The following is a 22396-nucleotide window of genomic DNA, read 5'->3' on the forward strand; positions in this document are numbered from 1 at the left end:
GGTCGAGGCTCCGGCGCGTCGCGGGCGACGCGTTCCGGGCATCAGTCCAGTGACGAGAATACCGCACCCCTCTGACACAGATACCAGCCCTGAGGAATGCACCCACAACGGACAGCGAGGAGACCCCGTCATGGGAACCGATTCCACTATTGAAGTGACCACTGTTTCACGTGAAAACATTGGCGAAGACAAGCTGCGTGCTGACGAGACACATGAGGGCGAGGTAGCCGCTGTTTCGCACGTGCGCACGCCCCAGAAGGTCAATCTGCGCGCCCTCGACCATGACGAGCTGGTCGCGTTCATGGCCGAGCTGGGAGAACCGTCGTTTCGCGCCAAGCAGGTGGAGGACTGGATCCTCAAGAAGAACGTCCGGTCCTTCGACGACATGACCAATCTCTCCAAGGCACTGCGAGCGAAGCTCAGCGAGCGCGCGTCGCTCGGCGGCGTCACCTTGGCGACGAAGCAGGAGTCCGAGGACGGCACGCGCAAGTACCTGCTCAAGTTCGCTGACGGCGTCTCAGTGGAATGCGTGGGCATGCCGTCGAAGGACCGGCTGTCCGTCTGCGTGTCGACCCAGGCAGGTTGTGCCATGGGCTGCCTCTTCTGTGCCACGGGGAAGTCCGGCTTCAAGCGGAACCTCACCCCAGCCGAGATCTACGACCAGGTCGCATTCGTGGCCGAGGATTTCGGGCACCGCGCCACGAGCGTCGTGTTGATGGGACAAGGGGAGCCCTTCGCCAACTACGACAACACGCTTGAGGCGATGCGCCTCCTCAACAGCCCCGACGGTCTCGGTATCGGAGCGCGGCACATCACGGTCAGCACGTCGGGGCTTGTGCCCCAGATCCGCTCGTTCTCGCACGAGCCGGAGCAATTCTGCCTTGCGGTGTCGCTGCACTCCGCGCGCCAGGAGCTGCGCAACGAGCTGATGCCCGGTGTGAGGAAGCACTCGCTCAAGCGACTGCACGACGCCATGGCCGACTATGTGAACCGTACCAAGCGGCGCCCCACCTACGAGTACGCGATGATTGCCGGGGTCAACGACACCGAGGAGGACCTCACGGCGCTCATCGACTTCACCAAGGGCACCCTTTGCCACGTGAACCTGATCCGCTTGAACGAGCTTCCCGGCTCGCGCTTCAAGCCGTCCTCGGAGGAGAAGATCGAGCGCTTCAAGAAGGTCCTCACCGCCTACGGCGTTGAGACCACAATCCGCGAAAGCCGCGGCAACGACATCGACGCCGCGTGCGGCCAGCTGCGGCAGCGGCGCGGATAGTGACGCCACACCCTATAGCAGGGAAAGGGGCGCCTCGGGAATCATCTCGAGGCGCCCCTTTTGTTCACGTCTGCTGCAAAGGCCGTCAGTAGCCAACCTTCGCCCATTGCTCGGCGACCCACTGCTGGTTCGCCGCGACCTTTTCCTGCTGAGCCTTCACCTGCGCATCGGTCGGAGCCTTCGGTGCCGCTGCGGCCTCACCCACCGCGAACGCCTTCTTTGCCGTCGTCACCACGTTCTTCTGTGCCTCGGGGGTGAGCAGCGTCTTGAATCCGACGTATGCCACCGCAGCCAACACGCCCAAGCGAACCGCCGCGCCAAGAGCCTTCGTCATGGCCCCTCCTACTCCTCGATGGACGAGGAGGCCTGCAACAAGCTCATGAGCCGCGCCAGGTCCTCCTCGTCCTTGAACTCGATCTCTATCTTGTTCTTGCCCCGCACCTGCTTGACCCTCACGTTGGCATCAAGCGCCTGACGAAGGGAGCGGGCCGCGCGCTTGAAGGACTGCGGAGCCGGTTGACGCACCGGTTTTGGCTCACCCTCGCCAGAAAACAGCGGTGCGAGGTTTTCTGTCTGACGGACCGTCAGACTCTCCACCACCACTTTGCGGGCCAGCGTCACGCGACCTTCCTCGCTCGGCACGGCAAGGATGGCACGGGCGTGTCCGGGCGTGAGCATGCGGTTCGCGAGCATGTCCTGCACTTCGTCGGGCAGGTCGAGCAGTCGCAGCGTGTTAGCGATGGCTGGACGCGACTTCGAGAGAATCTGGGCGAGCCCTTCTTGCGTGAGCGCCTGGTCGTCAATCAGTTGGCGATAGCCCCGCGCCTCTTCGATCGGGTTGAGGTCGGAGCGTTGAAGGTTCTCGATCAGAGCGAGCTGGAACACCTGCTTGTCATCAATGTCACGGATGAGAACCGGGACCTCGGTCAATCCGGCGCGCTTGGAGGCCTGATAGCGACGCTCGCCAGCAACAATCTCGTAGGAACGACCCTTCTTGCGAACGAGCAATGGCTGCAGGACACCGTTCTGGGCGATGGAGTCGGCCAACTGCTCGAGGGCTTCCTCGTCAAAGTCCTTGCGGGGCTGGTCGGGATTGGGCTTGATCTTGCTCAGCGGCAGCGTGGTCTCGTTTTCCGCGCCCACCTCTGCAGTGGTCTCTGCCACCAGTGCGTTGAGTCCCTTGCCGAGACCTGCCTTCTTAGCCACGCTGGATCACTTCCCTCGCCAGTCTGGTGTACGCCAGTGCGCCTTTGTTCATCCGACTATAGAGAGTAATGGGGAGACCATGGGACGGAGCCTCCGAAAGCTTGACGCTTCGAGGAATGACGGTGTCAAAGACCTGCTCCTCAAAGTAGGCGCGCACTTCGTCCACCACCTGGTTCGAGAGGGTGGTGCGCTTGTCGTACATCGTCATCAGGACACCGAAGATCTCGAGGTCCGGGTTGAGGCTCTTCTGAACCATCGTGATGGTCTCGAGCAGCTTGGCCACGCCTTCGAGGGCGTAATACTCACACTGAATAGGAATGAGCAATCCCGACGAGGCCGCAAGGGCGTTGAGGGTCAAGAGCCCAAGACTCGGGGGGCAATCGATGAGAACATAGTCATAGGACTCAGGAATGTCCCCGAGCGCGTTCTTCAGGATGTTCTCCCGTGCCATTTTGCTGACTAGCTCTATCTCCGCACCCGCCAGCTGAATCGTCGCAGGAACCAGGTGCACGTTCTCCTCGACCGTCTCATAGATGACGTCGCTAAAGTCAGTGTCGTTGAGGAGCGCGTCGTAGATGTCCCCATCGAGGTCATCCTTGTCGATGCCATACCCGCTGGTGGTGTTCCCCTGCGGATCGAGGTCGACCACGAGGACGGTCTTCCCAGCCTCTCCCAGCGCTGCAGACAGATTGACGGCGGTTGTCGACTTCCCGACGCCACCCTTCTGATTGATGATGGCAAGGACCTGGGTCTTCGTGTCCTCGGTGGTTTGATTATCGGTGGTTTGGGACACAACGCCTCCTGAAGTTCTGGGGCCACAGCCAGATGAGTATATCAAGCAGGTGTCTCTGCTCCTGTTTCACGTGGAACGATCCCGTGTCGCTCCATGCGGGGCAATGCTCAATGGAGTGGATTGCTCTTCGCCATGCCCACTGCCCTCGGGAGACTGACGCGGGGCTTACCGGCCTTTTCGTAGACCAGAATCTCGCGGTGACCAAAACCATCCGGTAAGTCAAGCGTTTCACGTGAAACAAGCTCCATGCCCACTTGACGAGCAGCGCTGCTGGCCTGGTCTTCCTCTTCATGAGAGAGTTCGGCCTTGCCAGCAACCAGGGCACCAAACGACTTCACCAAGGGTGATGCATATTCGAGCAACACGTTGGTCGGTGCCACCGCGCGGGCGGTCACCACCCCAAACCGACCCCGCATGGTACTGCCGAGCACTTCGGCGCGATCAGAACTCGTCGAGACCCGGGCGGCCAACCCAAGGACGTCCGCAAACTTCTGGACAGCAGCGACCTTCTTCTTCACGGAGTCCATCAGAAGGAACTCGTGCTCAGGACAGAGAATCGCAAGAGGTAGTCCAGGGAAACCTCCACCGGTTCCCAAATCCAAGACAGGTCCGGCATACTCGCCCACGGGAGGTGCAAAGAGGGCGGAGTCGACCAGGTGGAGAACAAGCGCCTTGTCGACGTCTCGAATCGCAGTGAGGTTGAGCACGCGATTCTGCCCAAGCATCAAAGCCAGGGCCTCCAAGAGCGTCCGGAGCTGTTCATCGGATGTGACAATCCCATAGGCCTCGAGCCATTGACCCACTTGATGGCTCCGGTCCTCGTTGACCACATCATCCCAGAGTTCCCGGGTCAAACTTGGAACAGCCGTCTGAGCCTGATCGAACGTACATCCCATCATGGTGACGTCCACCTCTCTCGATGATGAAAACGCTACCCACTATGGCACCATCAGCGCTGGCCGGTGTTCCACGTGAAACAAGGGAGCATCAGGCACAACGGCCAAACAACTCTCACGGACAAGAGCATCCACACTATGCAAGCAACATCGTGCTCAACAACTGTCTTTCAGTGACAGGAATCATCGATTCGGTGATTCCTGTCACATATGTCACAAAGAGATCTCACACTCAAGCCAGCAACCGTCATCGGCCGCAACACACTCTGGTGTCTCCTCCAGACGTATCTTGACGAGATTGCGCCCTCGTACAACCTTGCCAGACAGGCCGACGTGTATCCCTACCCGTGGTTCAACGCGTACTTTGAGAACGCCGCCGACCGACACCCGTTCCTCATCGAAACAGAGCCAGGTCAGCCAGCCGGTCTCATCCTCGTGGAGGACTGCTCCACGAGGGACACGCAGGCTAACCATCGCCTGGCAGAGTTCTTTGTGATGCCATCGTTTCGAGGCCAGGGGCTTGCGCAGAGAGCGGCCACCGAGGTCTTCACGCTTCTGCCTGGAGCCTGGGAACTCGACTACAGCCGTCGCTACAAACCTGCGATAGCCCTGTGGGAGTCCCTCCTCGCGAGGCACATCATCAGAAGCGAAAACCTCGGCATAGACGAAACATGAATCGTGTACCTCTGGCCCGGTACCATCGAACGTCCGTCAGAGCAGGCAACCGACTCCAAACCATAGCCCTCTGCTCAGACCTCGGACACGTCGTGCATGTCCGCTCTGACGACCTTGCCCAGCCTGGCACACCAGGAAGACAGTGCACCAGAGAATCTGCGATAGTGAGAGGCGGCCAATGGTTCAACCAGTCGCACACCGCCCTTTCCCAGGTTCCATTGGATTCCGCTGGCACAAAAAAAGGGGCGCCCGCACGGACGCCCCTCTGAGAACAGACTCTCCTGACGCAGACTTACTCCGCCGGCAGCACCACCACACGACGGTCGGGATCCTCTCCCTCAGAGACCGTCGTGACCTCCTCGTCGTCGCGGAGCGCCAAGTGCACCAAACGGCGCTCGTACGCGTTCATGGGGGAGAGCGCAACCTCGCGGCCGGTCTTCTTCACCCGGGCGGCGGCTCGGACCGCTTGACTCGTCACGGCGTTCCGACGACGCTCGCGGTAGCCCTCGATGTCCACGGTCACCGGGAAATGGAAGCCCAGCTGACGGTTCACGAGCGAGCTGAGTAACAGCTGCAGCGCCTCAAGGGTGCGCCCATGGCGACCGATGAGAATGGCCAAGTCGCCACCGGCCACGTCGAGGATCAGCTCGCCCTCCTCACCCTCGAACTCGTCGATGGTCGCGTCCTCCTCGCCAAAGCAGGCCAGGATGTCGCGCAAATGCCCCACGGCGACGTCGGCGATGAGGTCGACCTCGCCGTCGCTCAACGCGGTGCCGGCGGCATAGTGCTCCTGCAGGGACTCCAGCGTGACGGGAGCCTCCTCAAGCACGTCGACCAGCGCCTCTTCCACCTGCTCGCGCTCTTCCTCGGTGGCCATGGCGGCCCCTTTCTTCAACAAAGGGCACAGTCGCTCAGACGCGGCTGTGCCCTCATCCAATAGTCGTGAGACGCCTTAGCTCTTCTTCTTGGGGCGGGGCTTCTGCTCCTTGCGGACAACGTTCACCTGGATGGGGCCGTTGGCCACCTTGGCCTCTTCCTCCTTCTTGTACTTCTCCATCATGCGGTTGGTGATGAACACCTGCTGCACGATGCCCCAGAGGGAGGAGGCGTTGTAGTAGAGGAGCACGCCGACCGGCACCGACCAGCCGAACCACATCATCATGCCGGCCATGATGACGCCCATGATGAGGGTCTGGGGAGTCTGACCCTGGGCCTGATTGCGCATGTTCAGAAGCATCGGGATCAGCGTGAACACGCCAAAGAGGATGTCAAAGAGGATGTACACCCAGGCGCCCGCGAAGCCGCTCGTGGCCAGCACGTTGGACACGGAGTCGGCAAGGGAGGGGAAGATGCCGTAGAAGCAGGCATCGGCGGGAAGGTGGTCGCGCAGCACCGAGAACAGCGCGAAGAAGACCGGCATCTGGATGATGACCGGCAGGCAGCCACCGAACGGGTTGAACTTGTGCTCGCTGTAGATCTTCTGCAGCTCCTGCTGCTGCCTCATCGGGTCGTCGGCGTAGAGCTGCTGAATCTCCTGCATCTTGGGCTGCAGGACCTGCATCTGCGCCGAGGACTTGAGCGACTTGTTCTGCAGGGGCGTCAGGCAGAGACGAATGATAATCGTCAAGATCATGATGGCCAGACCCCAGTCGCCGCAAAAGTCGGCGATCCAGCCAAGGATCGTGGACAGAAGTCCGATAAACCACTCCCACATGGGCGAGTTCCTCCGTCGATGGGTCGAATACGATCGTGCGCGCCAGCGCTAGGGGACTGGGTCGTAGCCCCCTTGGTGAAAGGGATGGCACCGGCAGATGCGCTTCACGGCCAGCCACCCTCCCTTGAGGGCACCGTACTTGGCGACCGCCTCGATCGCGTACTGCGAACAGGTAGGCCTATAGATACAGCACGGGGGAAACAGTGGCGAGACCCAGCGCTGATATCCTTGGAAAATCTTAAGCAAAGCCCGGGCGCCCAGCGACCTCGCGGCGCCCTTCCCGTCCCCGCTCATGACCGCAGGCCGGCCTTCACCAGCGCGCGCTCAAGGTCGCGCGCCACCTCGTGCGAGGAGGCGTCGAACGTCTTGGGCGTGGCGAACAGGAGCATCGCCTGGCCGGAAAGGGGGAGCCCGCACTCGTGGGCGGCCGCACGGAGGAGGCGCTTGCAGCGGTTGCGCGTCACGGCGTTGCCCAGGCGCTTAGCAGCAATGAAGGCGACCCGTCCAGAGCCGCCTTCATCCGAGCATTCCATGACTGTGACGCGAACCCGCGGCGTCGAGACCCGGCGCCCGCGCTTGAAGACCTTCTCGAAGACCTTGGCGGACTTAATGGTCCTCAACTTACTTGGGGTCGGACACCGTGAGGCGCTTGCGGCCCTTGGCGCGGCGGCGCGCGAGAACCTTGCGGCCGTTGGCGGTGGCCATGCGGGAACGGAAGCCGTGCGTCTTGGCGCGCTTCCGCTTGTTGGGCTGATACGTACGCTTCATCGGTAAAACCTCCTAGGCGGTGCAAGCACAGACCCGGCCGATAGGGAAACTGAGCCGGAACTCAGCGATTGTATGCGGCTCTGAGCCGGACTGTCAATTATCGCCACAGCTACGAAGCCCAAAAGGCCAGAACGCGGCAGCAGCACGGATCCGTCACATCGCACGAGGAAGAAGACCAGAAGATCCGCCTGCGGGCCCGTCGCCGCCGCTTCGGGAAACGTGCCGCGAAATCCTCTGCCCGCTGGTGAAAGAAACATTTCGTTCAGCGTGGAACGCGTCCCTGAGATACCATGAGGTTCCAATCGATTTCATGGGCGAGAAACCACTTATCAACAGGATTTCACCGCGTGTTGAAAACTTTTTCGTGCCATGAAAGCAACGGACTGAAATCTTTCATCACGCGGTGAAAACACGTCGAAGAAACGGACCCAAGAGCCCCATGGCCGACTCCTTCTATCCCTTCGTGGAGAACCCCACGGCGGCTCCCGACGCCGCACCAGACGCCGAGGAACCCCAGCTCACAGTCGACTACCCGGCCCGCGTGGCCGTGTACGACGACGCGGCGGCGGCGCCCCGCGTGGTGGTGGTCGCCCCCACCGACGTCCGCAGCTACCTCGAGGAGATCACCAAGACCGTCAACCAGCTGGCCCGCGAGCAGGGCGGCACCATCCCGTTCACGGTGATCCGCGAGTGCGTCGAGAACCTCATCCACGCGTACTTCTGCTCCCCGACTGTCTCGATCCTCGACGACGGCAACACGATCCGCTTCTCCGACCTCGGCCCCGGCATCCGCGACAAGCGGCTCGCCCTGGAGTACGGCACGTCATCGGCCACGGAGGAGATGAAGCGCTACATCCGCGGGGTGGGGTCGGGCCTTCCCTACGCGTCCCAATACATGGAGGACAAGGGCGGGACCCTCACCATCGAGGACAACATCGGCGGCGGGTGCGTCGTGACCATCTCGCTCGCCGAGCGGGCCGCGCCGCAGGCGACGACAGACCCGATGGGCCAGCAGGCCTATCAACAGCCCTACGGCCAGGGCGTCCCGCAGCCCAGCTACCAGCCGGGATACCAGCAGCCGTACGGACAGCCCTACGGTCAGCCGTCCTATGCCCAGCCCTACCAGCAACCCTATGGACAGCCGGGGTACGCCCAGCCCTACCCGCAGCAGCCGTACCAACAGCCGTACGGTCAGCCGACCTACCAGCCGGCGCCATCGCCCCAACCGCCGTACCCGCAGACCACTGCCGTGCCGGCGCCGGACCCCGCGGCGCAACCAACCTCGGCACCGACGGCCACCCCGTGGACCGGCTCAATGCCCGACGACGAGGACGCGATCCTCTCGGGCCGCGAGAAGAGCGTGCTCTCCTATCTCCAGCGCCACGAGCAGTGCGGCCCCAAAGAGCTCACCGACGCCTATGGGGCGTCAGCGCCCACCTGGTCGCGGTGCCTCTCGAACCTCACGAGCCAGGGCTTCGTCCAAAAGAGCGGCCAGAAGTACCAGATCACCCGGCTGGGCCGGATCTGGGCGGAACGGCACCTAGCGGTCTAGGCAACTGATTTCGACAAACAAAACCACTTGTCTTCCTTCCAGCCGGTTTTTCGACCATCCCTGGAGCGCTGTGCCTATACTGGGAGACCCTGACCTGAACTGAGAGGAACCCGGCCCATGGACGTCTCCGCCTCCGATGCCCAGCTGCTCTGGGACGATGCCTGCCTGGCCCTTGAGGCCGGGGAGTTCGAGCAACTGGCCAAGATGGCCCGCGCGGCGACGCCCGTGGTCCTCGAAGGGGGCGCGCTCACGGTGACGCCCCCCTCGGGCTTCGCGGCCCGCGTGCTCCAACGCGAGGCGGCGACGGTGGAGAAGGCGCTCTCAGACGCCGCCTTCGAGCCGGTCGCACTCGTGCTCTCGGACGGCGCGGCGCCGCGGCCGGCAGAGCGCGTCGAGAGTGCTCCGGTGCCCACCCCTGTCGAGCCCGCCCATCACACGGCCTCCCCGGCCGCCTCGGCCACACCCGACCCGGCGACGCGCATGGTCGTGGCAGGAAAACCTCAGCGTGTGGACGGCGCCGCGACGTCGATGACCCTCGAGGAGTTCCGGGCCTACCAGCGCGCCGTGCAGGGCGGGGGCGCCAAGCCTCCGGCCGCCGAGCCCCAGCCGGCCGCGAAACCGGCGAGCAGCTTCCCCAATCCCCTCATCGAGCGCATCGCCGCAAAGGACGCGACCCTCACCTTCGACACCTTCGTCGAGGCGGACGAGAACCGCTTCGCGCTCCAGGCGGCCAAACAGGTGGCCAACGGCGTCAGCGACCAGTACAACCCGCTCTTCATCCACGGCAGCTCGGGCCTCGGCAAGACGCACCTGCTCCGCGCAATCCAGAACTACATCGCTGAGAACGACCCCGAGCGCACCTGCGCCTACCGCATCGCGACGGACTTCATCGGCGACTACACCAACGCCATCAAGGACCGCGAGCACGGCATGATGGAGGCGCTCGAGCGCAACTACCACGACATCGACGTGCTGATCCTCGACGACGTGCAGCACCTCAAGGGCGCCACCAAGACCATCGAGTTCTTCTTCAACACGTTCAACTACCTCATCAGCCACGGCAAGCAGATCGTGCTCGCCGCCGACGAGCCGCCCGGCCAGCTGGGCATGCCGGAGCGCATCACGAGCCGCATGTCCCAGGGCCTCTCGGTGGCCGTGCAGTCGCCGACCCTCGAGTTCAAGCGCGTGCTCATCGAGACCTTCTACGAGCGCATGAAGGCGGAAGGGGGCATCGGCTCCGAGGGCACCCTCACCCCCGACGACCTCACCCTCATGGCCGACCGAGCCGGTGGCAACATCCGCTCGATCCGCTCCTTCGTGCAGGACTGCCTGTTCCGCGCGAGCCACCTGGAGGCGGCCGGCTCGAGGATCGAGTCCGCCGACATCATCGCCGCGGCGGCCGAGCGCTGGGCCAACGAGGGCAAGCGCGTGACCGTCGAGGACATCCAGCGCATGGTGCAGAACCAGTACGGGATCTCGCGCCAGGACCTCGTCGGCACCAAGCGCTCCAAGGAGATCGCCCAGCCGCGCCACATCGCCATCTGGCTCTGTCGAGAGCTCACCGACCAGACCCTGGCCGAGATCGGCAAGCATTTCGGCGGCAGAAGCCATGCCACGGTTAAGCACTCCATCGCGTGGGTGGAGCAGGCGATGGAGGAGGACCGCGTGCTTTTCGACCGACTTGTCATCATGCGCGAGCGGCTGGGGGGATCATGAACGATCCTCCGTCCACAGGATCGAAGGACCGGGTTCACAAACCGCCCTCGATCGTCGGATCCCCTGGCGCAGTCCGGGCCCAGGTCCACAACCGGCGCCCTCGCCAACAAGAACGGGAATTCGGATCGACAACGCAGAGCTGGGACGACGGACGTTTCTCGACATTTCTACAGGTCCAACTACTTCACCTAAGAGGTTTTTAAAGAGAAAGGGATAGTGATGCGCTTCACCGTCAGCAAGAGCGCCCTCCAAAAGGCGCTCGCCGTCGTGGTCAAGGGCGCCTCGTCCAACACCACGATGCCCATCATCGCCGGCGTGCTCTTCCGCGCGTCCGAGGGCACGCTCGAGCTCCAGACCACCGACCTCGCCATCTCTATCCGTCACTCCGTCGCAGCCAACGTTGAGGAGCCGGGCGAGACCGTGGTCTCGGCCAAGATGATCAGCAGCATCGTGAAGAACCTCCCGGACGCCCCGGTCACGTTCGACGGCGCCGGCAGCGTGCTCGAGATGTCCTGCGACCGGAGCATCCGCTACACCCTCAACACCCTGCCCGCCCAGGACTTCCCGAGCTTCCCGGAGGTCGCGCCCGAGAGCTCCGTCGAGCTGCCCCTCGGCATCCTCACCGACATGGTGGACAGCGTCTTCCGCGTCACCTCCAAGGACACGTCACGCGCGGCGCTCTGCGGCATCCTCCTCACCGTGGAGGAGAACCTCGTGCGGCTCGTGGCCTGCGACTCCTACCGCCTGGCGGTCGTGGACGCGCACGTGGAGACCTCGTCGCTCTCCGGTTCCTTCGACGCCATCGTGCCGGGCCAGGCCTTCCGGGACGCCGTCTCGGCGATGGCCGGCGAGGAGGCCGTGCTCGTGGGCGTGACCGGCACCCAGGTGCTCTTCTCGGCGGGCACGACGACGTTCGTGAGCCGCCGCATCGAGGGCAACTACCCAGACTACAACCGCCTGATCCCCGCCTCCTGCTCCACCTCGGTGAAACTGCCGGTGGAGGCCTTCTCCGAGGCGCTCAAGCGCGTCGCGCCGATGGCCACCACCAACCCGAGCGTTCGGCTCGACGTGGACGTGGACGGCGGGCTCATCACGATGTCGAGCGGCGCCGTGGACGCCGGCGAGGCCCGCGTGGAGGTGGACGCCCCCGGCACCGGCGAGAACGTGCGCATCGCCCTCAACGACCGCTACCTGCAGGAATGCCTGACGGCCGCACCGGACGACGAGTCGCTCGACCTGGAGCTGCAGGGCTCCATGAAGCCGGCCGTCTTCAAGTCCTACGGCGCGGTGAACTACCTGTACCTCGTGATGCCGGTGCACCTGTAGCCGTGGCGCTCACGGTCAAACGGCTCTCCTTGGTCGACTGGCGCAACGCCCGCGACCGGACGGTGGAGCTGTCCGATGCCATGACGGTCCTCGTGGGACCCAATGGGTGCGGCAAGACAAACGCGGTGGAGGCGCTCCAGCTGTTGACGGCGGGCGTCTCTTTCAGGAGACCGACCCCCGCCCAGCTGGTGCGGGAGGGGGCCGAGGTCGGGCGCGCCCAGCTCGAGGCCGGCGGCGACGGCCGGGTGATGGACGTGACCTGCACGGTGTCCCAGGGTTCGCGGCGTTTCACGAGAAACGGCAAGCCGGTGCGCCCCTCGGGGGTGGCCGGCGAGCTGCTCTCGGTGCTCTTCACGCCCGACGATCTGGACCTCGTGAAGCGCTCCGCGTCGGTGCGCCGCGACGAGCTGGACGGCTTCGGCTCCCAGGCGAGCCCGGCCTACGGGCGCCTCTGCCGCGACTATGGGCGGGCCGTCGATCAGCGGAACCGCGTCCTCAAAGGGGACGACCTCGACGTTGGGCTCCTCGACGCCTGGGACCTGTCACTTGCGTCGCTCGGGGGCGCCCTGCTCGCCCATCGTCGCTCGCTCTGGGAGAAGCTCGGCGAGCGCGCCCGCGAGGTGTACGCGGAGCTTGCGCCGGCCGAGCCGCTCGGGACCGAGTACCACAGCTCGATCGGCCCGGTCGACGCCGGCGCCACGCGGGCCGACCTGGAGGAACTGCTCGGCGCAGCCCTGGCGGAGAGCCGCGAGCGCGACCTCACCCGCAGGCAGACCACGGTCGGCCCCCACCGGGACGACCCGTGCTTCACGCTGTCCGGCCGCTCGGCGCGCGACTTTGGGAGCCAGGGCCAGCAGCGCACCGCGGTCCTCGCCTGGAAGCTCGCGCAGGTGCGCTTCTGCGAGGAGCACCTGGGGCGCCGGCCCCTCCTCTTGCTCGACGACGTGATGAGCGAGCTGGACGAGCACCGTCGCGCGGCCGTCTCGGCCTATGTGGACGGCGGCATCCAGACCGTGGTGACCACCACGCACCTGGGCTACTTCGACGAGGCCACGCTCGCGCGCGCGTCGGTCGTGCCTTTCGAGAGGAGCGACGATGGCGACGAGGGGTGAGGGGCCGGCCAGCATCGGCGAGCTGTCGTCGTCGCTGCTCGGCAGCGTGGCCGAGCTGTCCGACGGCTCGGTTCGCGCCGGTTACGCCTGGAACCGCGTGGTGAACGAGGCCGGCAGGCGCCACACGCAGGGCCTCTACCTCGAGCGGCGCCAGGACGGCACGTCGGTGCTCCATGTGTACCTGGACTCCTCTCCGCTTATCCAGGACTACCAGACCGACCATCTGCTCTACGAGCGACGCCTCGCCGAGGTGGGGCTCCCGGTGAGCTCGGTGAGGTTCGAGCTGAGCCGTCAAGCGAGCGTGTGGGGCGCGGTCGCGACGGAGGTGGGCGCGAGCGCTCCCGTCTCGGCGAGGAAGGTCGCCGACCCGCTCCCGCCTCTGGACGAGGAGTCCCGGGCGCGGGTCTCGGCGGCGGGCGCCGGGCTTTCCGACGGGCTCGACGAGGCGTTCCGCTCGGCGATGGAGGCGTCGCTCCGGCGGGATGCGGCGGAGCGGGCGGCCGGGCGGACCGGCCTCGGACACTGAACGGCAGGCTCGCTCACAGCCCCTCAGAGGCGCGCTCGCGCCGTGTCACGACCCTGGCCTCGAAGCGGGCGCGAACGGGCCGTCCACCGGGCGCAGTTGGTCTTCAAAGGCCATACAGACCCTGGGAGCGTCCGTAGTTATCCGGCGGACAAAGGCGGGCGCGCTTCTTTTGGGGTTCAAATGCGCCTACAATCGTGCACTGTTGTGAAATCGCACCCTGGGAGGACTGCGTGGCAAGAAAGAAGACCTCAAACGCCGAATACGACGGGCATGAGATCAAGATCCTCGAGGGCCTCGAGGCGGTGCGCAAGCGTCCGGGCATGTACATCGGATCGACGAGCGCCTCGGGACTTCACCACTTGGTGTACGAGGTGGTCGACAACTCCGTGGACGAGGCCTTGGCCGGCTTCTGCACCAAGATCAACGTGACCATCCACCCGGACAACTCCATCACCGTGGTCGACAACGGCCGCGGCATCCCGGTGGACAAGCACCCCCAGCGCAAGATCCCGACGCTGGAAGTGGTCCTCACGGTGCTCCACGCCGGCGGCAAGTTCGACAACAGCGCGTACAAGGTGTCCGGCGGCCTCCACGGCGTGGGCATCTCGGTGGTCAACGCCCTCTCCAAGCGCCTCGTGGTGCAGGTCAAGCGCGACGGCTCCATCTACGAGATGGAGTTCAGCCGCGGCGCGACCGTCGAGAAGATGAAGGTGGTGGGCAAGGCCAAGGGCACCGGCACCACGGTCACCTTCTGGCCGGACGACGAGATCTTCGAGACCACGTCCTTCGACTTCGAGACCCTCCGCAACCGCATGCAGGAGATGGCGTTCCTCAACCGCAACCTCAAGATCGTGCTCACCGACGAGCGCGAGCTCGCGCCCAGGGTCGAGGAGTTCTGCTACTCCGGCGGCATCGTGGACTTCGTCAAGTTCCTGAACGACGGCAAGGAGCTTGTCGGCGACATCAAGACGCCGATCTACATGAGCGGCAGGTCCGAGGAGGGTGCCCCGGTCGAGAGGACCGGCGAGGTGGAGGTCGCGCTCCAGTGGAACGCCGGCTACGGCGAGACGGTGATGTCGTTCGCCAACAACATCTACACCCCCGAGGGCGGCATGCACCTGGAGGGCTTCCGCACGGCCATCACCCGCGTGATCAACGACTATGCCCGCAAACAGGGCATTCTCAAGGACAAGGACAAGAACCTCGAGGGGTCCGACGTCCGCGAGGGCCTGTCGGCCGTGGTCTCGGTCAAGCTGGCCGACCCGCAGTTCGAGGGACAGACCAAGGCCAAGCTCGGCTCGTCCTTCATGCGCCCGCTCGTGATGAAGACCGTCTCCGACGGCCTCGCCGAGTACCTGGAGGAGCACCCCAAGCAGGCCCGCGCCATCGTGAACAAGGCGTCCTCCGCCGCGAAGGCCCGCCAGGCCGCCCGCAAGGCCCGCGAGGCCACCCGGCGCAAGGGGCTCCTCGAGAGCGCGTCCCTTCCCGGCAAGCTCGCCGACTGCTCCGTGCGCGACCCGGCGATGACCGAGCTCTTCATCGTCGAGGGCGACTCCGCAGGCGGCTCCGCCAAGATGGCGCGCGACCGCTCCACCCAGGCCATCCTGCCCCTGCGCGGCAAGATCCTCAACGTGGAGCGTGTGGGGCCTCACCGTGCCCTCTCCTCGGACACGATCCAGTCGCTGGTCACGGCCATCGGCACCGGCGTGGGCGACGAGTTCAACATCGAGAAGGCCCGCTACCACAAGATCATCATCATGACCGACGCCGACGTCGACGGCGCGCACATCCGCATCCTGCTGTTGACGTTCTTCTACCGGTACATGCGCCCGATGATCGACGCCGGCTACATCTACATCGCGCAGCCGCCGCTCTTCCAGCTCAAGCCCAAGGGCAGGCGCAAGGGCACGTACATCTACACGGACGAGGAGCTGGCCGAGCAGGTCAAGGACCTGCCGCCCAAGAGCTACTCCGTGCAGCGCTACAAGGGTCTCGGCGAGATGGACCCGGAGCAGCTGTGGGAGACGACGATGGAGCCCAAGAACCGCATCCTGCTCCAGTGCCATGTCGAGGACGCCGCGGCCGCCGAGCGCGCCGTGTCGGACCTGATGGGCACGCAGGTGGAGCGCCGCAAGGAGTTCATCCAGAGCCACGCGAAGGACGCGCGCTTCCTCGACATCTAACCGATGTGCATTTAGGGACAGTCCCCAAATGCACATCAACGGTGTAGCCAAGCCACAGAAGAAAGGTTGAACGTGGCAGACGACAACCACACCCACGACGACGAGCTCGACGAGGCCATGGATCCCACGGACGACTCCGGGGCGGACCTCGAGGACGAGCTCACCGACGATGACGACGTCGACTACGACCTCGACGTCGTGATGGGCGAGAACGACGAGGGCGAGCCGCAGATCGAGGACGTCGAGGGGGAGTTCTCCCTTGGCGACTCGAAGACCGGTCTCCTCTCGGACGAGGGCGGCAGCCGCCTGGACCTCTCGGACATCCACGGCGGCACGCTCAAGCCGGTGGGCCTCTCCAAGGAGATGCAGACGAGCTTCATCGAGTACTCGATGTCCGTCATCGTCGCGCGCGCCCTGCCGGACGTCCGCGACGGCCTGAAGCCGGTGCACCGCCGCATTCTCTACGCGATGCTCGACGCCGGCGTGCTCCCGAGCAAGCCCCACAAGAAGTCGGCCTGGACGGTCGGTGAGGTCATCGGCAAGTACCACCCGCACGGCGACGCCTCCGTGTACGACGCGATGGTCCGTCTCGCGCAGGACTTCTCGATGCGCCTGCCGCTGGTCGACGGCCACGGCAACTTCGGCTCCATCGACGGCGACCCCCCGGCGGCCATGCGTTACACCGAGAGCCGCCTGGCACGCCCGGCCATGGAGATGCTCCGCGACCTCAACGACGACACCGTGGACTGGCAGCCCAACTACGACGAGTCCATCATGGAGCCCGCCGTGCTGCCGGCGCGCTTCCCCAACCTCCTCGTCAACGGCTCCCAGGGCATCGCCGTGGGCATGGCCACCAACGTGGCGCCCCACAACCTCGGCGAGGCGATCGACGCCACCTGCATGCTCATCGACAACCCCGATGCCACGGTCGCCGAGCTCATGACCGTGATGCCCGGCCCGGACTTCCCCACCGGCGGCATCATCATGGGCACCGACGGCATCAGGCAGTCCTACGAGACCGGCCGCGGCCCCATCACCGTGCGCGCCAAGGCCCACGTGGAGCAGATGCGCGGCAACCGCCAGCGCATCGTCGTGACCGAGATCCCCTACCAGGTGAACAAGGGCACGCTGCAGGAGAAGATCGCCCAGCTCGTGAACGAGAAGCGCATCGAGGGCATCTCGGACATGCGCGACGAGTCCAACCGCAAGGGCATGCGCCTCGTGTTCGACCTCAAGTCCGGGGCCGTGCCCGAGGTGGTGCTCAACAACCTCTACAAGCACTCCCAGCTGCAGACCACGTTCGGTGCCATCAACCTGGCGCTCGTCGACGGCGTGCCCAAGACGCTCACGCTGCCCGAGATGCTCCAGCACTACATCGACCACCAGGTGGAGGTCGTCACCCGGCGCACCGAGTACCGCCTCAAGAAGGCCAAGAAGGAGCTCCACATCAAGGAGGGGCTGCTCATCGCCGTCGACAACATCGACGAGGTGGTGCACATCATCCGCAGCTCCTACTCCGACGACGAGGTGAAGCAGCGGCTCTTCGAGCGCTTCGGCCTCGACGCCGCGCAGTCGGCCGCCATCCTCGAGATGCGCCTCAAGCGCCTCACCGGCCTGGAGCGCGAGAAGCTCGAGGAGGAGATCAAGAAGCTCAAGCAGGAGATCGCCTACTACGAGGAGCTGCTCGCCGACCGCACCAAGCTGCTCGGCGTCATCAAGGCCGAGATGACCGAGATCAAGGAGAAGTACTCCAACAAGCGCCGCACGCTGATCAGCGACGCGCCGCTCGACCTCGACGTCGAGGACCTCATCGCCGACGAGGACATGGTGATCACCATCACCCACGACAGCTACATCAAGCGGCTGCCGGTGGCCACCTACCGCACCCAGAAGCGTGGCGGCAAGGGCATCCAGGGCGTCAAGCTCAAGGACAACGACTTCGTGGAGGAGCTCTTTGTGGCCTCCACCCACGATTACCTGCTGTTCTTCACCAACAAGGGCAAGATCTACCGCCTCAAGGTGCACGAGCTGCCGCTCCAGAGCCGCACGGCCCGCGGCACCGCGCTCGTGAACCTGCTCGAGCTGGACGAGGGCGAGCACCCCACCTCGATCTTTGCGACGCGGAACTTCCCGGAGGACGAGTTCCTGATCTTCGCCACCAAGAACGGCATGGTGAAGAAGACCTCGATGGCCGACTACGACCGCTCCCGTCGGGACGGCATGATCGCCATCAACCTCAAGGCCGGCGACGAGCTCATCGCCGTGCGCCGCGTGAAGCCGGGCGAGAAGGTCATCCTCTCCACCACCGACGGCAAGGCCATCGTCTTCGACGAGTCCGAGGTGCGCCCGATGGGCCGCGCCACCGCCGGCGTTCGCGGCATCACGCTCAAGAACGGCGCGTCGGTGCTCGGCATGGAGGTGTCGAACGGCAAGGGCGACCTCTTCGTGATCACCGAGAACGGCTACGGCAAGCGCACGCCGGTCTCGGAGTACACCGAGCACAAGCGCGGCGGCCAGGGCGTCTACACCATCCAGATGACCGCCAAGAAGGGCGAGATCGTGGCCGTCAAGGTGGTGGGACCGCAGCACGAGCTCATGATTATGAGCCAGGACGGCACCACGATCCGCCTCAAGAGCTCCGAGGTCTCGCGCCTCGGCCGCAACACCCAGGGCGTCAAGATCATGAACGTCACCGACGGCGACAAGATCACCTCGGTGGCGCGCATGGTGGCCAAGAAGCCCACAGCGGCCAAGAAGCCGGCCGACGGCCAGGGCATGCTCGACTTTGGTGCGGAGCCGGAGGAGGAGACCCTCGACATCGGCGGCGAGGAGCTCTTCGACGAGACGGTGCTCGACGACGAGGAGTAACCCTCCCAACACAGCCGCGCCTTTGACGAGGGCCGTTCGGGACGCTCCCCGGACGGCCCTCGTTCTCGACAGTTCTCGCGAGGGCTTGGTCTATGCTTGCAGCCCAAACTCAGGGAACACAGCGGTGTGTGGTGGCGAGATGACCGGGGATGTGCCGGCAGAGGGCGTGGTGCGTGGGTATATGCCGGGCACCGGAGGGTTTTTCAAGGAACGGCTCAGGAACGCGCGGAAGGAGGGCGCCGTGGGATTGGCTCGCGTCGATATCGAGACCATCGTGATCGGAGGGGGCCCGGTCGCGTCGCTTCTGGTTCTACGCCCCCGTCCGCGCGTCGGTGTGCCGGCGGTGAGCCTCCCGATCCGCCTCGGTGCCGTTGAGGCCTCCTCCATCGGCATGGGCGTCGAGGCGCGCAAGCCCGAGCGGCCGATGACCCATGACCTGCTGCAACAGGCGCTCTCCGTGCTCGGCGCCACGGTGACGAGCGTGGTGATCACCGGCGTGGAGGGCACGACGTTCTTCGCGCAGGTGAACCTCACGTCCAACACCGGGCGCCACGTGGTGCTCGACGCGCGGCCGAGCGACGCCGTGGCGCTGGCGGTGCGCACCAAGTCCCCCGTTTTTGTCGACGACGGTGTGCTCGAGGTGGCCGGCTGCCCGGACTTCGGCGCCGTGCGGCACCAGGAGGAAGAGGAGAGCATCGAGGAGTTCGGCAAGTTCGTCGAGACGCTCTCTCCCGGGGACTTCCTGACGGGGGACATCGAGGGCTGACGCTCTGGCTGCCCCGCATCGGGTGGTTCGCGCCGGGTTGTCGATACGGGGTAAACTGTTGCGCGATTTGCCTCACAATCACCCTGAACGCGGCAAAACCTGTCGGATGTGCCGTGTTTTGGGCGATAAGGTGCAAACTTTTTGAGTCCTTGCCCCGAAGCGACCCGTCGGGTGCGCGAGCCGCCAGCCCTCCTGCAGAGGCGGCCGAAATCGCCGCCATTTTCTGCTTGACTTGCTCGGCGACGCTGGTAGTATTGGTTTTCGCGTTGGGCCCATAGCTCAGTTGGTCAGAGCGTCCGGCTGATAACCGGGAGGTCACAAGTTCGAACCTTGTTGGGCCCACCACTTTTTGACAATAGTCGCCCCAGCGTGAGCCGAGTCGCCGCTGGGGCGATTATTCGTTAGAATGGCCTTTGCGCACGGGGACATAGCTCAGCTGGGAGAGCGCGGGCTTTGCAAGCCTGAGGTCGTGGGTTCGAACCCCATTGTCTCCACCAGGACTCACGGTGGCCCTCGCCAGCTCGGCGGGGGCCTTGTGCGTTGTGGGCGCCCCTCTTCACTTGTGGCGCCCTCGTGCAGCCGGTTTTCCGTGTTGCTAACAAAAACCGAGGTGTCCGCCGCGTCACCTACGATGGACTGACGCTGTTTACAAACGAGGTGAGGCTATGACGTTCAATCGTCCGGCTCCGTCGCCGTCGTGCGACGGGCGATCCGCCGTGCGCGGTGCTATGGCCGTTGTCGCCGTTCTTCTGGCGTTCGCGGCTGTCCTGTTCTCCGCCCCGTCCCCTGCTATGGCTGACGAGAGTACCGACGCGCAGGCGACGGCTCAGCAGCAGGTGGCTGGGTCCATGGGCATTTCCCTGGAAGAGGTGCGCGAGGCCTGCGAGGCCGTCCGGGGCAAGACCTACGTGGTCGCCACGGACACCACCTTCGCGCCCTTCGAGTACCGCGACACGGCCGGCAACCTGGTGGGCATCGACATGGACCTGATCCGCGACGTCGCGGACAAGATGGGCTTCTCGGTCAAGATCGATTCCCTGGGCTTCAACGCGGCCATGCTGGCTGTGGACTCGGGCAACGCCGACCTGTGCATCGCCGGCGCGTCCATCACCGACGAGCGCAAGCAGACCTACGACTTCACGGACCCCTACTTCGACTCGGGCGTGCTGATGGCGGTGTCGGAGTCCTCGGACATCACCGGGTACGAGGACCTGGCGGACAAGACCGTGGTTGTGAAGACCGGCACCGAGGGCGAGACCTTCGCCAAGTCCATCGCCGAGAAGTACGGCTTCCGCACGGTCTCCGTGGACCAGAGCTCGACGATGGTGCAGATGGTGCAGGCGGGCCAGGCCGAGGCCATGTTCGACGACTACCCCATCGTGGCCTACGGCATCGCCCAGGGGAACGGCATGAAGGCCGTGACCGAGAAGGAGGCCGGCAACTCCTACGGCGCCGTGGTCAAGAAGGGCGAGAACCGCGACCTGCTCATCGCCTTCAACGTTGGCCTGGCCGAGCTACAGGCCGACGGCACCTACGACCGGATCATGACCCAGTACCTGGGCGACAACTGGACGTCGGACAGCCTGGACACGAGTGCCATCGTCCAGAGCGAGCAGCCGGGCTTCATCGGGCTGCTCGTCCAGTCCGCGCCGGCGCTGCTCGAGGGCGTGAAGAACACCCTCCTGGTGACGGTGGTCGCCTTCGCGGGCGCCATGGTGCTCGGCATCGTCTTCGGTCTCTTCAAGGTGGCCCATAGCAAGGTGCTCAAGGCCATCGCGGGCTTTTACGTGTGGCTCTTCCGCGGCACGCCGCTCCTGATCTGGGCGTTCTTCTTCTACTTCGCGGTGCCGCAGATGTTCGGCATCAAACTGTCGGTGTTCGCCGTGGGCGCCATCGCGCTGGCCCTCAACGCGGGCGCGTACATCACCGAGATCGTCCGCGGCGCCATCCAGTCCGTCGACCCGGGCCAGACCGAGGCCGCTCGCTGCCTCGGGTGCTCAGCGGGGCTCACCATGCGCTCCATCGTGCTGCCGCAGGCGGCCAAGATCGCCACGCCCTCGCTCATCAACCAGCTGATCATCATGGTCAAGGACTCCTCGATCCTCCTTGCCATCGGCTTTGGCGAGCTGCTCTACCAGGCGCAGCAGATCTATGCGGCCAACCTGCGCGTGGCCGAGGTGCTCTTCATCGTGGCCCTGTTCTACCTGGTCACGATTTCCCTGCTCACGATGCTGGCCAACTGGGCCACGAGGAGGTTCGCGGAATGACAGACGAAGAGCGCAGCCAGATTATTCTCGAGGTCAAGGACGTCACCAAGACCTTCGGGGACACCGAGGTGCTCAAGGGCATCTCGATGGACGTGCGCAAGGGCGAGGTCATCACGATCATCGGCCCCTCCGGTTCCGGCAAGTCGACGCTCCTGCGCTGCTGCAACGGTCTCGAGACCCCCACGACCGGACAGGTGCTGTTCGAGGGCCAGGACATCGCGACGGCCAAGGACATCGACGCGATCCGCCGGCGCATCGGCATGGTGTTCCAGCACTTCAACCTGTTCCCGCACATGTCGGTGCGGGAGAACATCACGTTCGCGCCGATGAACAACCTGGGGCTCGCGGCCTCCGACGCCGACGCGTTGGCGGACAAGCTGCTGGGGACGATGGGCCTCTCGGACAAGGGCGACGCGAGCCCCAAGAGCCTCTCCGGCGGCCAGAAGCAGCGCGTGGCCATCGCCCGTGCGCTCGCGATGCAACCGGACGTGATGCTCTTCGACGAGGCCACGAGCGCGCTCGACCCGGAGATGGTGAAGGACGTGCTCGACGTCATGCGCCGCCTGGCCGACGAGGGCATGACGATGCTCGTGGTCACGCACGAGATGGGCTTCGCGCGCGAGGTCTCGGACCGGGTGATCTTCACCGACGCGGGGGTGATCGAGGAAGAGGGCATGCCCGACCGGGTCTTCAACCACCCCCAGAGCGAGCGCTTGAAGGCGTTCCTCTCGAAAGTGCTGTGATCGAGCGAG

21 protein-coding genes and 2 tRNA genes are annotated in these 22396 nt (G+C 64.9%); 14 read left to right on the plus strand and 9 right to left on the minus strand.

All coding sequences use genetic code 11. The features are described from left to right. The first annotated feature begins 241 nt into the window (after positions 1 to 241). Positions 242 to 1276: a dual-specificity RNA methyltransferase RlmN gene (gene rlmN / locus QJ043_RS03825; protein ID WP_283713978.1), complete on the plus strand. Its 1035-nt coding sequence runs from the start codon at positions 242 to 244 to the stop codon at positions 1274 to 1276. Positions 1277 to 1361: 85 nt separating this feature from the next. Here the strand turns inward: rlmN and QJ043_RS03830 are convergent, their stop codons facing one another. The 4 genes from QJ043_RS03830 to rsmG form a co-directional block, all read right to left on the minus strand. Beyond that, complete coding sequence (locus QJ043_RS03830) at positions 1362 to 1610, minus strand: hypothetical protein (RefSeq protein WP_283713977.1); 249 nt, start codon at positions 1608 to 1610, stop codon at positions 1362 to 1364. An 8-nt stretch (positions 1611 to 1618) separates the two neighbouring features. Then, the gene (locus QJ043_RS03835) at positions 1619 to 2482 is read right to left on the minus strand and encodes a ParB/RepB/Spo0J family partition protein (protein ID WP_283713976.1); all 864 of its coding nucleotides are present in this window, start codon (positions 2480 to 2482) and stop codon (positions 1619 to 1621) included. Next, a complete protein-coding gene (locus tag QJ043_RS03840) occupies positions 2475 to 3275 on the minus strand; it encodes a ParA family protein (protein ID WP_283713975.1) in 801 nt (266 codons plus the stop codon). The genes QJ043_RS03835 and QJ043_RS03840 overlap by 8 nt, the downstream gene beginning before the upstream one ends. Positions 3276 to 3382: 107 nt before the next feature. Then, positions 3383 to 4186, minus strand: a complete 804-nt coding sequence (rsmG, locus tag QJ043_RS03845; protein WP_283713974.1) for a 16S rRNA (guanine(527)-N(7))-methyltransferase RsmG — start codon at positions 4184 to 4186, stop codon at positions 3383 to 3385. A gap of 195 nt (positions 4187 to 4381) precedes the next feature. Here rsmG and QJ043_RS03850 point away from each other — a divergent pair, with 195 nt between their 5' ends. After that, positions 4382 to 4846: a GNAT family N-acetyltransferase gene (locus QJ043_RS03850; RefSeq protein ID WP_283713973.1), complete on the plus strand. Its 465-nt coding sequence runs from the start codon at positions 4382 to 4384 to the stop codon at positions 4844 to 4846. Between the two features lie 292 nt (positions 4847 to 5138). Here the strand turns inward: QJ043_RS03850 and QJ043_RS03855 are convergent, their stop codons facing one another. From QJ043_RS03855 to rpmH, 5 genes are all read right to left on the minus strand, one after another. Next, positions 5139 to 5723 carry a Jag family protein gene (locus QJ043_RS03855; RefSeq protein WP_283713972.1) on the minus strand — a complete coding sequence of 195 codons (585 nt, stop codon included), beginning with the start codon at positions 5721 to 5723 and terminating at the stop codon, positions 5139 to 5141. A gap of 75 nt (positions 5724 to 5798) precedes the next feature. Further along, complete coding sequence (locus QJ043_RS03860; RefSeq protein ID WP_283713971.1) at positions 5799 to 6560, minus strand: YidC/Oxa1 family membrane protein insertase; 762 nt, start codon at positions 6558 to 6560, stop codon at positions 5799 to 5801. A gap of 48 nt (positions 6561 to 6608) precedes the next feature. After that, complete coding sequence (gene yidD, locus QJ043_RS03865) at positions 6609 to 6854, minus strand: membrane protein insertion efficiency factor YidD (protein WP_283713970.1); 246 nt, start codon at positions 6852 to 6854, stop codon at positions 6609 to 6611. After that, positions 6851 to 7180 (minus strand): ribonuclease P protein component, encoded by a 330-nt coding sequence (gene rnpA / locus QJ043_RS03870; protein ID WP_283713969.1) that lies wholly within the window; start codon positions 7178 to 7180, stop codon positions 6851 to 6853. Before rnpA ends, yidD begins: the two co-directional genes overlap by 4 nt. Before the next feature lies 1 nt (position 7181). After that, a complete protein-coding gene (gene rpmH / locus QJ043_RS03875) occupies positions 7182 to 7328 on the minus strand; it encodes a 50S ribosomal protein L34 (RefSeq protein WP_283713968.1) in 147 nt (48 codons plus the stop codon). 439 nt (positions 7329 to 7767) lie between these two features. Here rpmH and QJ043_RS03880 point away from each other — a divergent pair, with 439 nt between their 5' ends. From QJ043_RS03880 to QJ043_RS03935, 12 genes are all read left to right on the plus strand, one after another. Beyond that, a complete protein-coding gene (locus QJ043_RS03880; protein WP_283722737.1) occupies positions 7768 to 8880 on the plus strand; it encodes an ATP-binding protein in 1113 nt (370 codons plus the stop codon). Between the two features lie 117 nt (positions 8881 to 8997). After that, positions 8998 to 10596 (plus strand): chromosomal replication initiator protein DnaA, encoded by a 1599-nt coding sequence (locus QJ043_RS03885; RefSeq protein WP_283713966.1) that lies wholly within the window; start codon positions 8998 to 9000, stop codon positions 10594 to 10596. Positions 10597 to 10815: 219 nt separating this feature from the next. Beyond that, entirely contained in the window at positions 10816 to 11922 is a 1107-nt protein-coding gene (gene dnaN, locus QJ043_RS03890) for a DNA polymerase III subunit beta (RefSeq protein ID WP_283713965.1), read from the plus strand. Positions 11923 to 11924: 2 nt separating this feature from the next. Then, positions 11925 to 13034: a DNA replication/repair protein RecF gene (gene recF, locus QJ043_RS03895; RefSeq protein WP_283713964.1), complete on the plus strand. Its 1110-nt coding sequence runs from the start codon at positions 11925 to 11927 to the stop codon at positions 13032 to 13034. After that, the gene (locus tag QJ043_RS03900) at positions 13018 to 13560 is read left to right on the plus strand and encodes a hypothetical protein (RefSeq protein ID WP_283713963.1); all 543 of its coding nucleotides are present in this window, start codon (positions 13018 to 13020) and stop codon (positions 13558 to 13560) included. Before recF ends, QJ043_RS03900 begins: the two co-directional genes overlap by 17 nt. A 230-nt stretch (positions 13561 to 13790) precedes the next feature. Then, positions 13791 to 15743: a DNA topoisomerase (ATP-hydrolyzing) subunit B gene (gyrB, locus tag QJ043_RS03905; RefSeq protein ID WP_283713962.1), complete on the plus strand. Its 1953-nt coding sequence runs from the start codon at positions 13791 to 13793 to the stop codon at positions 15741 to 15743. 72 nt (positions 15744 to 15815) lie between these two features. Beyond that, the gene (gene gyrA, locus QJ043_RS03910; protein WP_283713961.1) at positions 15816 to 18611 is read left to right on the plus strand and encodes a DNA gyrase subunit A; all 2796 of its coding nucleotides are present in this window, start codon (positions 15816 to 15818) and stop codon (positions 18609 to 18611) included. A 241-nt stretch (positions 18612 to 18852) separates the two neighbouring features. After that, entirely contained in the window at positions 18853 to 19377 is a 525-nt protein-coding gene (locus QJ043_RS03915) for a bifunctional nuclease family protein (protein ID WP_283713960.1), read from the plus strand. Between the two features lie 268 nt (positions 19378 to 19645). Continuing rightward, positions 19646 to 19722 (plus strand) — tRNA-Ile (locus QJ043_RS03920). 76 nt (positions 19723 to 19798) lie between these two features. Next, positions 19799 to 19874 (plus strand) — tRNA-Ala (locus tag QJ043_RS03925). A 294-nt stretch (positions 19875 to 20168) separates the two neighbouring features. Next, positions 20169 to 21644 carry an ABC transporter substrate-binding protein/permease gene (locus tag QJ043_RS03930; protein WP_283722738.1) on the plus strand — a complete coding sequence of 492 codons (1476 nt, stop codon included), beginning with the start codon at positions 20169 to 20171 and terminating at the stop codon, positions 21642 to 21644. Beyond that, positions 21641 to 22387 carry an amino acid ABC transporter ATP-binding protein gene (locus QJ043_RS03935; protein ID WP_283713958.1) on the plus strand — a complete coding sequence of 249 codons (747 nt, stop codon included), beginning with the start codon at positions 21641 to 21643 and terminating at the stop codon, positions 22385 to 22387. The genes QJ043_RS03930 and QJ043_RS03935 overlap by 4 nt, the downstream gene beginning before the upstream one ends. The last annotated feature ends 9 nt before the right edge of the window (positions 22388 to 22396 follow it).

This window comes from Kribbibacterium absianum, assembly GCF_030067705.1.
GTDB lineage: Bacteria > Actinomycetota > Coriobacteriia > Coriobacteriales > Atopobiaceae > Kribbibacterium > Kribbibacterium absianum.